Here is a 14,707-nt window from a genome sequence, read left to right as displayed (position 1 = left end):
GACGGACGGGACGGGACCGGGCCGGGGGATGGACAATGTCCCGCCGGTCGGGAACCGTGCAGGAAGAACGCGACGCAGCCGGCCGCCGCCCCGACAGGGAACCGCAGCCGGGCCTACTCAAGACACGCAGGAGCAAGTGGTGATCGAAGAGACCCTCCTCGAGGCCGAGGAGAAGATGGAGAAGGCCGTCGTGGTCGCCAAGGAGGACTTCGCCGCGATCCGCACCGGCCGTGCGCACCCGGCGATGTTCAACAAGATCGTGGCCGACTACTACGGCGCGCTGACGCCGATCAACCAGCTGGCCTCGTTCTCCGTGCCCGAGCCGCGCATGGCCGTGGTGACCCCCTTCGACAAGAGCGCCCTGCGCAACATCGAACAGGCGATCCGCGACTCCGACCTGGGCGTCAACCCCAGCAACGACGGCAACATCATCCGGGTGGTGTTCCCCGAGCTCACCGAGGAGCGCCGCCGCGACTACATCAAGGTCGCCAAGAGCAAGGGCGAGGACGCCAAGGTCTCGATCCGCTCCGTGCGCCGCAAGGCCAAGGACGCCATCGACAAGATGGTCAAGGACGGCGAGGTCGGCGAGGACGAGGGCCGTCGTGCCGAGAAGGAGCTCGACGACACCACCGCCAAGTACGTCGCCCAGGTGGACGAGCTCCTGAAGCACAAGGAAGCGGAGCTGCTCGAGGTCTGATGAACGACTCTTCCTGGGGAGCGCCGCCACAAGCCGGGTACTGGGGGCCGTCCGACCAGGGACCTGTCCAGGGCGCTGCCCCGGCGGGTCCCGCGTACGATGCGCACCACGCGCAGCAGACTCGCCCCATGCCCATCGTGCCCGACGTACCCGAACACGGCGGAGACCAGGATGACGACCGGGGGGCCGCTCGGCTGAGCGGTCCCCTGTTCCGGGACGAGCCGTTCCGCGACGAGCCGTATCGCGGCAGCACCCACCGCGACGAGAACCCGTCGGCGCAGCCGTACGGGGCGGTGCCGCAGAATCCGGAGCCCATGCCCGACGCCCCCCAGCCGGCGCAGCCTCAGCCGCAGAAGAAGACCGCGGGGCGTGACCTGGGTGCCGCCATAGGGGTTGGTGTCGGGCTCGGCGTGGTCATCATCGCGTCGCTGTTCGTCGTCAAGGCCGTCTTCGTCGGCGTGGTCGCGGTCGCCGTCGTGGTGGGCCTGTGGGAGCTGACCAAGCGGCTGGAGGAGCGCAAGGGCATCAAGGCGCCCCTCGTGCCGCTGGCGATCGGCGGCGCGGCGATGGTGGTCGCCGGGTATGTACGGGGTTCCGAGGGTGCGTGGGTCGCCATGGCTCTCACGGCGCTCGCGGTGCTGATGTGGCGGATGACCGAGCCGCCGGAGGGATATCTCAGGGACGTCACGGCGGGCCTGTTCGCGGCGTTCTACGTGCCGTTCCTGGCCACCTTCGTCGCGATGATGCTGATGGCGGACGACGGCGCGTGGCGTGTCCTGGTCTTCCTGCTGCTGACGGTCGTCAGCGACACCGGCGCCTACGCGGTCGGCTGGCGGTTCGGCCGGACCAAGCTCGCCCCGCGCATCAGCCCCGGCAAGACCCGCGAGGGCCTGCTGGGGGCGGTGGCGTTCGCGATGGTGGCGGGCGCGCTGTGCATGCAGTTCCTGATCGACGGCGGCGCCTGGTGGCAGGGCCTGCTGCTCGGCCTCGCGGTCGCCGTCAGCGCCACGCTGGGCGACCTCGGCGAGTCCATGATCAAGCGGGACCTCGGCATCAAGGACATGGGCACGCTGCTTCCGGGCCACGGCGGCATCATGGACCGCCTGGACTCGCTGCTGCCGACGGCGCCGGTGGTGTGGCTGCTGCTGGTGATCTTCGTCGGGTCCGGCTGACGGACCGCTCGTCTTTCCGGCGGCCGGTGCCCGCCGTCCCCCGGGACGGCGGGCACCGGCCGTCTCCGGGGGCAGGGGGAACCATGTTCGGGGTACGGCGGAACAGGACGCGCACGTGCGACTGGTGCGGAGCGCCGGTGACCCGGCCGCGGCGCTGGAGAAGACGCCAGTACTGCGCCCCCGCACACCGCCGCAGGAGCCGGCTCGTCCGGGCCGTCCTGAACCTCCTGGACGGCATCACGCCGTGAGACGCGTCCCGCTCCCGTCGGCGTGAAACGCCCCGGAGACGATCTGCGACACTGGTTGAGTCATGCCTAAGCCCGGAGAACTCACATTCGTCGCCCCGCGCGGAGTCAAGAAGCCGCCGCGGCACCTCGCCGACCTCACGCCCGCCGAGCGGAAGGAGGCCGTCGCCGCGATCGGCGAGAAGCCGTTCCGTGCCAAGCAGCTCTCGCAGCACTACTTCGCGCGGTACGCGCACGCCCCCGAGCAGTGGACGGACATCCCGGCCGGTTCGCGCCGCGGGCTCCAGGAGGCGCTGCTGCCCGAGCTGATGTCGGTCGTCCGGCATCTGTCGACCGACCAGGGCACCACGCGCAAGACGCTGTGGAAGCTGTTCGACGGGACGCTCGTCGAGTCGGTCCTCATGCGCTACCCGGACCGGGTGACCATGTGCATCAGCTCCCAGGCGGGCTGCGGCATGAACTGCCCGTTCTGCGCCACGGGGCAGGCGGGCCTGGACCGGAACCTGTCCACCGCCGAGATCGTGCACCAGATCGTGGACGGGATGCGGGCGCTCAGGGACGGGGAGGTCCCCGGGGGACCGGCCCGGCTCAGCAACATCGTGTTCATGGGCATGGGCGAGCCCCTCGCCAACTACAACCGCGTCGTCGGCTCCATCCGCCGGCTCACCGATCCCGAGCCCGACGGACTGGGCCTGTCCCAGCGCGGCATCACCGTCTCCACGGTCGGCCTCGTCCCGGCGATCCACCGTTTCGCCGACGAGGGCTTCAAGTGCCGTCTCGCCGTCTCCCTGCACGCGCCGGACGACGAGCTGCGCGACACCCTCGTCCCGGTCAACACGCGGTGGAAGGTGCGCGAGGTGCTGGACGCCGGGTTCGCGTACGCGGAGCGGTCGGGGCGCCGGCTGTCGATCGAGTACGCGCTGATCCGGGACATCAACGACCAGGCCTGGCGCGGTGACCGGCTCGGGCGGCTGCTCAAGGGCAGGCCCGTGCACGTCAACCTCATCCCGCTCAACCCCACGCCCGGCTCGAAGTGGACCGCCTCGCGGCCCGAGGACGAGAAGGCGTTCGTGGAGGCGATCGCGGCGCACGGTGTGCCGGTGACGATCCGGGACACCCGTGGCCAGGAGATCGACGGGGCGTGTGGTCAGCTCGCCGCCGGCGAGCGGTAACCTGACCGGCGTCGTACACCGTCGTACGGCGACTTCACACGGAAGTACATCTTCATATTCCGACAGGGGAGCGCCACAGCGCTGAGAGTGCGGCACCGGGCCGCAGACCCTCCGAACCTGGCCCAGGTCATTCTGGGTAGGGAGATCGGTCACCACTCGAGCTGTTGCGCCCTGCCCGGGACCCTCGCCAGGGGTTCCGGGCGGGGCCGCGTCTTCTCCTGGTCACCCAGGAGGAATGCAATGAGCATCACCAGGAAGGCCACCGCCCTGGCCCTCGGACTCGGCCTGGCCGGCGGCCTGACCGCGTGCGGATCGTCCGACGGCGACGCAGGGGGTTCCGGCGACTCCAGAACCGTCACCCTCGTCAGCCACGACTCGTGGGCCGCGTCCGAGGAGGTCGTCGCCGCCTTCGAGAAGAGTTCCGGCTACCAGGTCAGGGTGCTGAAGGACGGCGACGCCGGGCAGGCCGTCAACAAGGCCGTGCTCACCAAGGACAACCCCCAGGGCGACGTCCTCTTCGGTGTCGACAACACCCTGCTCTCCCGCGCGCTCGACAACGGGATCTTCCAGCCCTACGAGGCGAAGGGCTCCGACCTGGTCCTCCCCGAGTACCGGGCCGACCAGGACGAGCACCGGGTCACCCCCGTCGACACCGGTGACGTCTGCGTGAACTACGACAAGGCGTACTTCAGCGAGCGCGGGCTGACCCCGCCGGACTCCTTCGACGACCTGACCGAGCCCGCGTACAGGAACCTCCTCGTCACCGAGAACGCGGGCAGTTCTTCGCCCGGCCTCGGCTTCCTGCTCGGCACCGCCGCGAGGTACGGCGACGACGGCTGGCAGGACTACTGGAAGAAGCTGGAGGCGAACGGCGTCAAGGTCGTCGACAGCTGGGAGCAGGCGTACAACGAGGAGTTCTCCGGCTCGTCCGGCGGCAGGAAGGCCAAGGGCGACCGTCCGCTCGTCGTCTCCTACGCCTCGTCCCCGCCCGCCGAGGTGATCTACGCCGACCCGCAGCCGGCCACCGCGCCGACGGGCGTGGCCCGGGGCACCTGCTTCCGCCAGGTCGAGTACGCCGGTCTGCTGAGCAACGCCGGGAACCCGGAGGGCGGCAAGGCGCTCCTGGACTTCCTCATCAGCAAGCGGTTCCAGGACGACATGCCGCTGAACATGTTCGTCTACCCGGTGCGCGAGGGCGCGCGGATCCCCGAGGCGTTCCGGAAGTTCGGTCCGCAGGCCGAGGACCCCGAGACCATGGACGCGGCGAAGATCGCCGCCCACCGCGACCAGTGGGTCAAGTCGTGGACCTCGCTCGTACTGAAGTGAGCGAGGCGGCCGGCAGGGCGAGGGCGTCGCGCGGGGGCGCGGCGCGACTCGCCCTGATGACCGTGCCCGTCGCGTTCTTCGCGCTCTTCTTCGCCTACCCCGTCGCCGCGATCGTCGCGCGCGGGCTGGAGATCGACGGGTCCTGGCGGTTCGGGCGGCTCGTGGACGTGCTCGCGCAGCCCGACGTGCGGCACGTGCTGTGGTTCACCACCTGGCAGGCACTGGCCTCCACCGCGCTCACCCTGCTGATCGCCCTGCCCGGCGCGTACGTCTTCGCCCGCCTCGACTTCCCCGGCAAGCAGTTCCTGCGGGCCGTGGTGACCGTGCCCTTCGTGCTGCCGACGGTCGTCGTCGGCACGGCGTTCCTGGCGCTGGTCGGCCGGGGCGGGCTGCTCGACGAGCTGTGGGGCCTGCGGCTGGACACCACCGTGTGGGCGATCCTGCTCGCGCACGTCTTCTTCAACTACGCGGTCGTCGTACGCACCGTCGGCGGTCTGTGGTCGCAGCTCGACCCGCGGCAGGAGGAGGCGGCACGGATGCTCGGCGCGTCCCGCCTCACCGCCTGGCGGACGGTCGCGCTGCCGGCGCTCGCGCCCGCCGTGGCCGCCGCCGCGCTGATGGTGTTCCTGTTCACCTTCACCTCCTTCGGCGTCGTCCAGATCCTCGGCGGGCCCACCTTCTCCACCCTGGAGGTGGAGATCTACCGGCAGACCTCGCAGCTCTTCGACCTGTCCACGGCCGCCGTACTGACGATCATCCAGTTCGCGGCGGTCGCCGCCGTCCTCGCCGTGCACGCCTGGACGGTACGGCGGCGGGAGACGGCCCTGCGGCTGGTGGACGCCGCCGCGACCGCGCGCAGGCCGCGCGGGGCCGGGCAGTGGGCGCTGCTGGCCGGGGTGCTGGTCACCGTCGCCGGGCTCGTCCTGCTGCCGCTCGCCGTACTGGTGCGGCGCTCGCTGGGCGCGCCCGGCTTCGGCTACTACCGGGCACTGACCCGCGAGGACGGCGGTACCTTCCTCGTCCCGCCCATCGAGGCGGTCGGCAACTCCCTGCAGTACGCCGTCGCCGCCACCGCCGTCGCCGTGGTGATCGGCGCGCTGGCCGCGGCCGCGCTCACCCGGCGCGACGCGGGCCGTTTCGTGCGCGGTTTCGACGCGCTGCTGATGCTGCCGCTCGGGGTGTCCGCCGTGACGGTCGGCTTCGGCTTCCTGATCGCGCTGGACGAACCCCCGCTGGACCTCAGGTCGTCCTGGATCCTGGTGCCGCTCGCGCAGGCGCTGGTCGGCGTCCCCTTCGTCGTACGCACGATGCTGCCGGTGCTGCGGGCGGTGGACGTACGGCTGCGGGAGGCCGCGGCGGTGCTCGGGGCCTCGCCCTGGCGGGTGTGGCGGGAGGTGGACCTGCCGATGGTGCGCCGGGCCCTGCTGGTCGCGGCCGGGTTCGCCTTCGCGGTGTCGCTCGGGGAGTTCGGCGCGACCGTGTTCATCGCGCGGCCCGACCACCCGACGCTGCCGGTCGCCGTGGCCCGGCTGTTGGGACGGCCCGGGGACCTGAACTACGGCCAGGCCATGGCCCTTTCGACGATTCTGATGCTGGTGTGCGCCGTGGCCCTGGTGGTGCTGGAGCGGCTGCGGACCGACCGGAGCGGGGAGTTCTAGGGATGCTGCTGAGCCTTGCGGGCGCGACCGTCTCCTTCGGCGGACGGGCCGTGCTCGACGCCGTGGACCTGGAGGTGTCCGAGCACGAGGTGGTGTGCGTGCTCGGCCCCAGTGGGAGCGGCAAGTCGACGCTGCTGCGGGTGGTCGCCGGGCTCCAGCCGCTCGACGCCGGGAGGGTGATGCTGGACGGGCGGGACCAGTCCGGGGTGCCCGCGCACCGGCGCGAGGTCGGGCTGATGTTCCAGGACCACCAGTTGTTCCCGCAGCGGGACGTGGCCGGGAACATCGCCTTCGGACCCCGGATGCGCGGCGCCTCCCGGGCCGAACAGCGGGAACGGGTGGGCGAGTTGCTGGAGCTGGTCGGGCTGCCGGGTGCCGCCCGCCGGTCCGTCGCCGCGCTGTCCGGAGGCGAGCAGCAGCGGGTGGCGCTGGCCCGCGCGCTCGCGCCGAGCCCCCGGCTGCTGATGCTGGACGAGCCGCTCGGCCAGCTCGACCGCTCGTTGCGGGAGCGCCTGGTGGTGGAACTGCGGGAGCTGTTCGGCCGGTTGGGCACCACCGTGCTCGCCGTGACGCACGACCAGGGCGAGGCCTTCGCGCTCGCCGACCGGGTCGTGGTGATGCGGGACGGGCGGATCGCCCAGTCGGGGACGCCGCTCGAGGTGTGGCAGCGGCCGGCGGACGCGTTCGTGGCCCGTTTCCTCGGCTTCGACAACGTGGTCGGCGCCACCGTCACCGGGCAGGCGGCGCACACGCCGTGGGGCAAGGTGCCGGTCGCCGAGGACGCCCCGCAGGGGACGCGGGACCTGCTCGTCCGGCCCGCCGGGGTCCTTCTGGTGCCCGCCGGCGAGGGCCTGCGCTGCACGGTCACGGCCCGCACCTTCCGGGGCACCCACGTCAGCGTCCACCTCCAGCCCGAGGACGCGCCGCGTCTGGAGGCGGCGTGCGCGCTGCGGGCGGCACCCGAGGTGGGCGATCGGGTGGGCGTGGAGTTCGACGCGGCGGAAACCGTCGTGCTCGGGGGAGCGCCCCGATCGTAGGGTGACTCGACGAGTGGCTGGAGATCGTGCGGTTCGTGCAGCGGGTCCTCCCGGACGGGCCGGCGAAGGAGCTGCGGGCCCCGGGCCGGAGCATCCACCTGCACGCCACCGGCGCCCCCGCCGGGCTGAAAGCCGAATGGCTCGTCGAACTCCCCGACGAGGGCGTCACCTGGCGCCGCGGTCACGAGAAGGCGACCGTGGCGCTGCGGGGGCCGCTCACGGAGGTGCTGCTGGCCTTCTACCGCCGGCTGCCGCCGGAGTCCCCGGGGCTCCAGGTGCTCGGCGACCGGGAGCTGCTGGAACTCCGGCCGGCGAAGACGACCTTCGGCTGAGCACGACGGTGGCCCGCCCCCTGCCGGGGACGGGCCACCGTTGGTGCCTGTGCGCGTACCCGCGTACGGCGGTGCGGGACGTCAGCGGTTGCTGTTCGCTCCGCGACGGCGCAGGCCGAAGAAGACCGCGCCGCCACCGAGGGCGACCAGGGCCGCCGCGATGCCGGCGATCATGCCGGTGTTGGAGTTGGCACCGGTCTCGGCGAGGTTGGAGTCACCGGCCGCCGGGGACGGTGCGTTGCTCGGCGCGGACGCCGGAGCGGTGCTCTCGCTCTCCTCGGGAGCCGGGGCCGGGGCGGCCGGGGCGGACGTGGACGGCGCCGGGGCGGGCGTCTGCGTCTCCTCGGCCGGGGTGGAGGAGCTCTCCGACGGCGTCGGGGCCGGAGTGTCCTCCGTCGCGCAGGGGGTCGACGGGGTCACGAGGTTGGGCTTGATGTCCTCGTCGACGTACTTGTCGGCCTTGACGTGGATGCGGTACTCGGCGTTCGGCTTCCAGTCCGCGGCGAAGGTGACGGTGGTGCCCTCGCGCGAGCCCTTGACCACCTGCTCGCCGACCTTCTCCAGGTCGGCGCCGTTGTTCTGCAGGTGGACGGTGATGGTGGCGGGGATGCCGGCGGGGTCCACGTCGGTGACGGTGATGACGCCCTTGCCGCCCTCGCACTTGGCGGCGGCGGAGAACTCGCTGATGTCGCAGGCGAGGGCGTTGCCGGCGGCGCCGACTGCCAGGGCCACCGAGGCGGAGGCGACGCCGAGGGCGCGCACGCCGCGGCGTGACGCGGTGCGGCTGAGTATGGACAGGACTGCCACGTTTGTCCTTTACGGGAGCGCAGATGCGGGGGGTGAAGAGGGTGCCGACACTCGCCGGAGCGGCATCAGCACACCCATGAGCTTCACTGGTTTATAAGTGATGCATAAGCAGTGTCAACGCATATGCCCTTCAAGGGCGTTGGCTTTGCCGTCTTATTAACCGCCGAGACGTTTCAGCGCCCCGGGAGCCTCCTCGATCCGGTCGACCAGCGCGATCCGGGACTCCATCGTCCGGCCCCCGGCGAGCGAGGTGAGCAGCTGCCACGCAGGCAGCCGCTCCGTCCAGTGCGCCCGGTCCACCAGCACCATCGGCGTGGGCGCGCCCCGCGACTCGTAGTAGTTCGGCGTCGCGTTGTCGAAGATCTCCTGTACGGTGCCGGCGGCGCCCGGCAGGAAGACCACGCCCGCGTTCGAGCGGGCCAGCAGGCCGTCCTCGCGGGTGGCGTTGGCGAAGTACTTGGCGATGCGGGACGCGAAGGCGTTGGGCGGCTCGTGGCCGTAGAACCAGGTCGGGACGCCGACCGAGGTGCCGCCTCCGGGCCAGCGGTCACGCACCTCGAACGCGGACCGCGCCCAGTCGGTGACCGACGGCGTGAACGACGCGACCTCGGCGAGGAGCAGCAGGGCGTCGTCCAGCATCCCGTCGTCGAACGGGGCCGCGTAGGCGCCGAGGTTCGCCGCCTCCATCGCACCCGGCCCGCCGCCGGTGGCCACGGTGAACCCGGCGCGGGCCAGCTCGCGGCCCAGGCGCGCGGCGCCCGCGTACTCCTTGGTGCCGCGTGCCATGGCGTGACCGCCCATGACGCCCACCACCGGGTCGCCGGCGAGGAGTTCGTCGACCGCGTCGGAGACCGCGTCGTCGTGGATCGCGCGCAGCATGGAGGCGAAGACGTCGCCGTCCGTCCTGGTCCGCCGGAACCAGTCGTGGGCGAGCGCGTCCGGGGTCGCCTCGTACCCCTCGCCGAGACGGGCGTACAGCTCGTCGGGGGAGTAGACGCTGCCTCGGTACGGGTTGAAGGGCAGGCCCGGTATGGGCGGGAAGACCAGGGCGCCCGCGGCGCGCACCCGGGCGGCCGCCCCGGGGTCCATCGGGCAGCCGAGGAAGACGGCGCCCGTGGGATCCGCGGACATCAGGGCGTCCGTACGGGCCGTCAGGTCGACGGCCTGGACGCGGTAGTGGGCGAGCGTGCCGTGCGCCGAGACGACCCGGTCGAACTCGGCGAGGCTCTCGATCTCCCGGTCGTGCGACGCGTGGTGGGACTGGGGCTGGGACTGGGGCTGGGGCTGGGGCTGGGCGGGTGTCGTCGGATCCACCCGCCCATGCTAGGCGTGCGGTCCGCTCAGCCCTCGACGGCCGCCGGGTCCATCCAGACGACCTCGAAGGTGTGGCCGTCGACGTCGTCGAAGGCACGGCCGTACATGAACCCGTGGTCCTGGGTCTCGCCGGAGACCGAGCCGCCGGCCGCGACCGCCTTCTCCACCAGCTCGTCGACCTTCTCGCGGCTCTCGGCGCTCAGCGCGAGCAGCACCTCGCTGCTCTTCGTCGAGTCCACGATGTCCTTCTTCGTGAACTGGCGGTACTTCTCCGGGGTGTGCACCATCACGACGATGGTCTCGCTGAGCGGGATGGACGCCGTGCTGTCGTCGCTGAACTGAGCGTTGATCTCGTAGCCGAGCCCGGTGAAGAACCTCTTCGAGGCGTCGAGGTCGTTGGTCACCAGGTTCACGAAGATCATCTGCTGGTACATGGGGGGCCACTCCCGTCGGTGTCCTGCTCTTGTCGTGCCGTTCGAAGGGGTAGACGCGGGAGGCGCCCGGAACTCATCGCCGGTTCGCCCTTTTCTTCGAGTTCTTTCGAGAACTTCTCCGCGGAGTCAGTGGGCCAGGGGCAGCGAGGCCAGCTGCGCGACGATCAGGGTCAGCGGGCCGAACAGGGCGAGCAGGGCACCGGCGCGTACGACGGCGGCGGCGCGCAGGGTCGCCGGGGGTGCGCCCAGCCGCAGCAGGGCGTCGGTGGTGTCGGCGCGGGCGTGTCGGGCCTCGACGGCCGCGGTGAGGAGGGTGGCCACCGTGCAGCCGGCCACGAGCAGGCCGCCGAGGGTGCGCAGGGTGCCGAAGCCCGGTCCGCCCGCGTCGGACAGCGTGGCCGCCGCGTAGGCCGCGGAGGCCACGGCGCAGACGACACCGAGGGGGCGGCCGATGCGGTGCGACTCCTCCATCAGTACGCGGCCGGCCAGCAGCCGCAGGGCGCCGGGGCGGACGGCCTGGAGCAGCCGGCCGCACAGGTGGGTGAGGCCGGGGCCGGCCAGGGCGAGGCCCAGGGCGGTGAGGGCCCAGCCGGCGAGGACGCCGGCGGAGGGGGTGGTGCCGGCGGCCGTGATGCCGGCGTAGGTCTCGACGGCGAGGCCCGCGGTGAGTACGGCGACGCCCCAGGGGAGGGCGGCGGTGTCCCGGGGGAGGGCGGCGGTGCCCCGGGGCCGGGGGGTGTCCGCGGGAACGGCGTCCGGCGGTGGGGCGCCCGCTGCGGCCGGGAGGCCGGCGACGGCGACCTGCGCCTGCGGGGTGCTCCCGCCCAAGGCGGGGCCCTGGGCGTCCGCCCGTACCGTCCCGGAGCCGGGGCCGCCCGTGGGTGGGGTGGGGTGCGGCGCGCCGCCTCCCGCGGGGGCCGGCGCCGGGGCCCAGCGGGCACCGAAGCGGCCGTAGGCGCCGAAGGTCTCGCGGGCCGCGCCCCACCCGTACGCACCGAAGCGGCCGTAGCGGCGTGCGCCGGCGGCCGGCGCGGTGCGGGGGTCGCGGGGGCGCAGCGTCAAGGCGACCGCGGCCGACGCCGTGGCCGGTACCAGGGTCAGCAGGGTCAGCGCCGCCGGTACGGGGAGGGGCTGGCCGACGGCCAGGGCGCCGGTCAGGTCGCCGCCGACCGGGCTGCCGGTCAGGTCGCCGCGCAGCTGGAGGAAACAGAGCAGGGCCGCCACCGAGCCGAGCGCCGCCGACAGGGCCGTGGTCGCCGCCGAGACGGCCATCAGGCGGCCGGGGCCCAGGCCGATCGCCGAGAGCCCGGGGCGGGGCCGGGTGCCGGGGTCGGTGCGGGCCACGGCGGCGGCGAAGTGCACCGTGGCGGCCAGCGGCGCCGCGCACCAGGCCAGGCGGAGGGCGGCGGAGCCGGGGGTGCCGGGATGGGTCAGCGCGTGGCCGAGGGCGCACAGCAGCAGGAAGCCGGTGCCCGCCGAGGCCACCGCGACCAGCAGGCGGCGCAGGTGGACGGCGAGGTGGGCGGCGCGGGTCATGCGGAGAGTGAGCACGCCGCCCGGCCTTCCGTTCCGGAGGAGGCCCCGGAGGCCCCGGGGGCTTCCCGTGCACCCGTTGCCCCGTTTGCCCCGGTCGCCTCGGCGACCGGCGGCAGGTGCACGGTCCGCACCCGCCGTCCGTCCAGCAGTGAGACCGTGCGGTCCGCGAGGGCGGCGGTCTGCGCGTCGTGCGTGGCGAGCAGGACCGTGATGCCGTGCGAGCGGGCCGCCGTGGTGAGTGTCCGCAGGACGTGGGCGCGGTCGGCGCGGTGCAGGGGGGCCGTCGGTTCGTCGGCGAAGAGGACCGCCGGGGCGACGGCGAGCGCGCGGGCGATGCAGACGCGCTGCCGTTCGGCCTGCTGGAGTTCGTGCGGGCGACGGCGGGCCTTCGCGCCGACGTCGAGGCGTTCCAGCCACTCCAGGGCGGCGGTCCGGGCCCGGCGCCGGCCGGTGCCGCGCAGCATGAGGGGGAGGGCGGCGTTCTCCCAGGCGTTGAGTTCCGGGACGAGCACGGGGGCGGGGTCGATCCAGCCGAAGCGGTCGCGGCGCAGTCGCTCGCGCTTGAGCGGGCCCATGGTGTGCACCGGCGCGCTGTTGAACCACACCTCGCCGTCCTGCGGCCGGACCAGTCCGGACAGGCACCGCAGCAGCGTCGTCTTGCCGCTGCCGTGCGGGCCGCTCACGGCGAGGATCTCGCCCTCGCGGACGCCGAGCGACACGCCTTGCAGCGCGGGGGAGCCGTCGTGGTGCCTGAAGTGCAGGGCGCGGGCCCACAGCACGTCGTTGTCCGGCGGGGCCTCCATGGGCGTACACCTCGGTTCTGATCCGTGTTCCCCCGCTCGTGTCCCCCGTCCGGGCGAACGAAAGGCGGGGCCGATCGGTCACTGGGCACCGTAGGCAGTCGGCGGGAGGAGGCCGGACAGCACGCGGCCCCGGGCCGCCGTTTCTCACTCGAACGGGCGGCGCCGGGGCCGGAGCGGTCATCCGAAAGGATGATCATCCAAGGGCGGGCTCAGAGCTTGGTCCACGCCTCCGTCAGCGTGGCGCGCAGGATCTGCTCGATCTCGTCGAAGGTGTCCTGGTTGGAGATCAGCGGCGGGGCGAGCTGGATGACCGGGTCGCCGCGGTCGTCGGCACGGCAGTACAGGCCGTTGTCGAAGAGCGCCTTCGACAGGAAGCCGTACAGGATCCGCTCGGTCTCCTCGTCGTCGAAGGACTCCTTGGTGGCCTTGTCCTTCACCAGCTCGATGCCGTAGAAGAAGCCGTTGCCGCGGACGTCGCCGACGATCGGCAGGTCGAGGAGCTTCTCCAGGGTGGCGCGGAAGCTGCCCTCGTTGTCGAGCACGTGCTGGTTGAGGCCCTCGCGCTCGAACAGGTCGAGGTTGGCGATGCCCACCGCCGCGGAGACCGGGTGGCCGCCGAAGGTGTAGCCGTGCAGGAAGGTGTTGTCGCCCCGGTAGAACGGCTCGGCCAGGCGGTCGGAGATGACGCAGGCGCCGATCGGGGAGTAGCCCGAGGTCATGCCCTTGGCGCAGGTGATCATGTCCGGCACGTAGCCGAACTTGTCGCAGGCGAACGTCGTGCCCAGGCGGCCGAAGGCGCAGATGACCTCGTCGGAGACGAGCAGCACGTCGTACTGGTCGCAGATCTCGCGCACCCGCTGGAAGTAGCCGGGCGGGGGCGGGAAGCAGCCGCCGGCGTTCTGCACGGGTTCCAGGAAGACGGCCGCGACCGTCTCCGGGCCCTCGAACAGGATCTGCTGCTCGATCTGGTCGGCGGCCCAGCGGCCGAAGGCCTCGGGGTCGTCGCCGAACAGCGGGGCGCGGTAGATGTTGGTGTTCGGCACCTTGTGCGCGCCCGGCACGAGCGGCTCGAAGGGGGCCTTCAGGGCGGGCAGACCGGTGATCGACAGGGCGCCCTGCGGGGTGCCGTGGTAGGCGACCGCGCGGGAGATGACCTTGTACTTGGTCGGCTTGCCGGTCAGCTTGAAGTACTGCTTGGCGAGCTTCCAGGCGGTCTCGACCGCCTCGCCGCCACCGGTCGTGAAGAAGACCTTGTTGAGGTCGCCGGGGGCCTCGTGCGCGAGACGCTCCGCCAGCTCGACGGCCTTGGGGTGGGCGTAGGACCACACCGGGAAGAAGGCGAGCTCCTGCGCCTGCTTGGACGCGGTCTCGGCCAGCTCCGTACGGCCGTGTCCGGCCTGGACCACGAACAGGCCGGCGAGACCGTCGAGGTAGCGCTTGCCCTTGTCGTCGTAGATGTGGGTGCCCTCACCGCGGACGATGGTGGGGACGGGGGCGTTCTCGTACGACGACATGCGGGTGAAGTGCATCCACAGGTGGTCGTACGCGGTCCGGCTGAGGTCCTTGTCGGTGCTCACGATTATCGGGTTCCCCACATATAGGTCTGCTTCTTGAGCTTGAGGTAGACGAAGCTCTCGGTGGAGCGCACTCCGGGGACGGCCCGGATGCGGCGGTTGATGACCTCCAGGAGGTGGTCGTCGTCCTCGCAGACGACCTCCACCATGAGGTCGAAGGAGCCCGCGGTCATCACCACGTACTCGCACTCCGGCATGGCCGTCAGGGCGTCGGCGACCGACTCCACGTCGCCCTCGACGTTGACGCCGACCATCGCCTGGCGGCGGAAGCCCACGGTGAGCGGGTCCGTCACGGCGACGATCTGCATCACGCCCTGGTCGAGCAGCTTCTGGACGCGCTGGCGCACGGCCGCCTCGGACAGGCCCACGGCCTTGCCGATGGCGGCGTACGGCCGGCGGCCGTCCTCCTGGAGCTGCTCGATGATGGCGAGGGAGACGGCGTCCAGCTGGGGACCGCCGTTCCTGGACTCGCGGGAGTCCTTCTGGTCTGCGCTTCGACTGGCCACGGCCTCACTGTGCACGACGTCTCGACAGTTTCGCAAGGCCGGATCGATGAAATCCGTTGTCTACGAGGTCGCAGTCTGCGGATTTCGCAACCCA

13 protein-coding genes, 1 pseudogene and 1 riboswitch are annotated in these 14,707 nt (G+C 72.3%); of the genes and pseudogenes, 7 read left to right on the top strand and 7 right to left on the bottom strand.

From position 1 onward, the window contains the following. Positions 1-139 precede the first annotated feature (139 nt). The 7 genes and pseudogenes from frr to ACVV2G_RS19660 all read left to right on the top strand — a co-directional run. Positions 140-697: a ribosome recycling factor gene (gene frr / locus ACVV2G_RS19690; RefSeq protein WP_055421729.1), complete on the top strand. Its 558-nt coding sequence runs from the start codon at positions 140-142 to the stop codon at positions 695-697. Further along, positions 697-1,869 carry a phosphatidate cytidylyltransferase gene (locus tag ACVV2G_RS19685; protein WP_453844048.1) on the top strand — a complete coding sequence of 391 codons (1,173 nt, stop codon included), beginning with the start codon at positions 697-699 and terminating at the stop codon, positions 1,867-1,869. Before frr ends, ACVV2G_RS19685 begins: the two co-directional genes overlap by 1 nt. A 310-nt stretch (positions 1,870-2,179) precedes the next feature. Continuing rightward, the gene (gene rlmN, locus ACVV2G_RS19680; RefSeq protein ID WP_453844047.1) at positions 2,180-3,286 is read left to right on the top strand and encodes a dual-specificity RNA methyltransferase RlmN; all 1,107 of its coding nucleotides are present in this window, start codon (positions 2,180-2,182) and stop codon (positions 3,284-3,286) included. A gap of 54 nt (positions 3,287-3,340) precedes the next feature. After that, a riboswitch (TPP riboswitch) is annotated at positions 3,341-3,447 on the top strand. Between the two features lie 79 nt (positions 3,448-3,526). Then, a complete protein-coding gene (locus ACVV2G_RS19675; protein ID WP_453844046.1) occupies positions 3,527-4,612 on the top strand; it encodes a thiamine ABC transporter substrate-binding protein in 1,086 nt (361 codons plus the stop codon). Positions 4,613-4,668: 56 nt separating this feature from the next. After that, a complete protein-coding gene (locus ACVV2G_RS19670) occupies positions 4,669-6,270 on the top strand; it encodes an ABC transporter permease (protein ID WP_453844044.1) in 1,602 nt (533 codons plus the stop codon). Between the two features lie 2 nt (positions 6,271-6,272). Further along, positions 6,273-7,307, top strand: a complete 1,035-nt coding sequence (locus ACVV2G_RS19665; RefSeq protein ID WP_453844043.1) for an ABC transporter ATP-binding protein — start codon at positions 6,273-6,275, stop codon at positions 7,305-7,307. Positions 7,308-7,312: 5 nt separating this feature from the next. Then, positions 7,313-7,639: pseudogene (locus ACVV2G_RS19660) on the top strand (hypothetical protein); the annotation flags it as partial. A gap of 81 nt (positions 7,640-7,720) precedes the next feature. Here the strand turns inward: ACVV2G_RS19660 and ACVV2G_RS19655 are convergent. From ACVV2G_RS19655 to ACVV2G_RS19625, 7 genes are all read right to left on the bottom strand, one after another. Next, complete coding sequence (locus ACVV2G_RS19655; protein ID WP_453844042.1) at positions 7,721-8,446, bottom strand: LAETG motif-containing sortase-dependent surface protein; 726 nt, start codon at positions 8,444-8,446, stop codon at positions 7,721-7,723. A gap of 156 nt (positions 8,447-8,602) precedes the next feature. Continuing rightward, a complete protein-coding gene (locus ACVV2G_RS19650; protein ID WP_453844041.1) occupies positions 8,603-9,760 on the bottom strand; it encodes an LOG family protein in 1,158 nt (385 codons plus the stop codon). Positions 9,761-9,786: 26 nt separating this feature from the next. Then, positions 9,787-10,194: a VOC family protein gene (locus tag ACVV2G_RS19645; RefSeq protein ID WP_453844040.1), complete on the bottom strand. Its 408-nt coding sequence runs from the start codon at positions 10,192-10,194 to the stop codon at positions 9,787-9,789. A gap of 126 nt (positions 10,195-10,320) precedes the next feature. Then, positions 10,321-11,745: a hypothetical protein gene (locus ACVV2G_RS19640; protein WP_453844039.1), complete on the bottom strand. Its 1,425-nt coding sequence runs from the start codon at positions 11,743-11,745 to the stop codon at positions 10,321-10,323. Further along, entirely contained in the window at positions 11,727-12,533 is an 807-nt protein-coding gene (locus ACVV2G_RS19635) for an ABC transporter ATP-binding protein (RefSeq protein ID WP_453844038.1), read from the bottom strand. Before ACVV2G_RS19635 ends, ACVV2G_RS19640 begins: the two co-directional genes overlap by 19 nt. Before the next feature lie 209 nt (positions 12,534-12,742). After that, positions 12,743-14,110 (bottom strand): aspartate aminotransferase family protein, encoded by a 1,368-nt coding sequence (locus tag ACVV2G_RS19630; RefSeq protein WP_453844036.1) that lies wholly within the window; start codon positions 14,108-14,110, stop codon positions 12,743-12,745. Between the two features lie 2 nt (positions 14,111-14,112). Beyond that, entirely contained in the window at positions 14,113-14,628 is a 516-nt protein-coding gene (locus ACVV2G_RS19625; RefSeq protein WP_453844035.1) for an Lrp/AsnC family transcriptional regulator, read from the bottom strand. Positions 14,629-14,707: the final 79 nt, after the last annotated feature.

The organism is Streptomyces sp. JK94, assembly GCF_053613315.1.
Note: the sequence above shows the minus strand (reverse complement) of the source record. Positions and strands in the feature narration are given on the sequence as shown.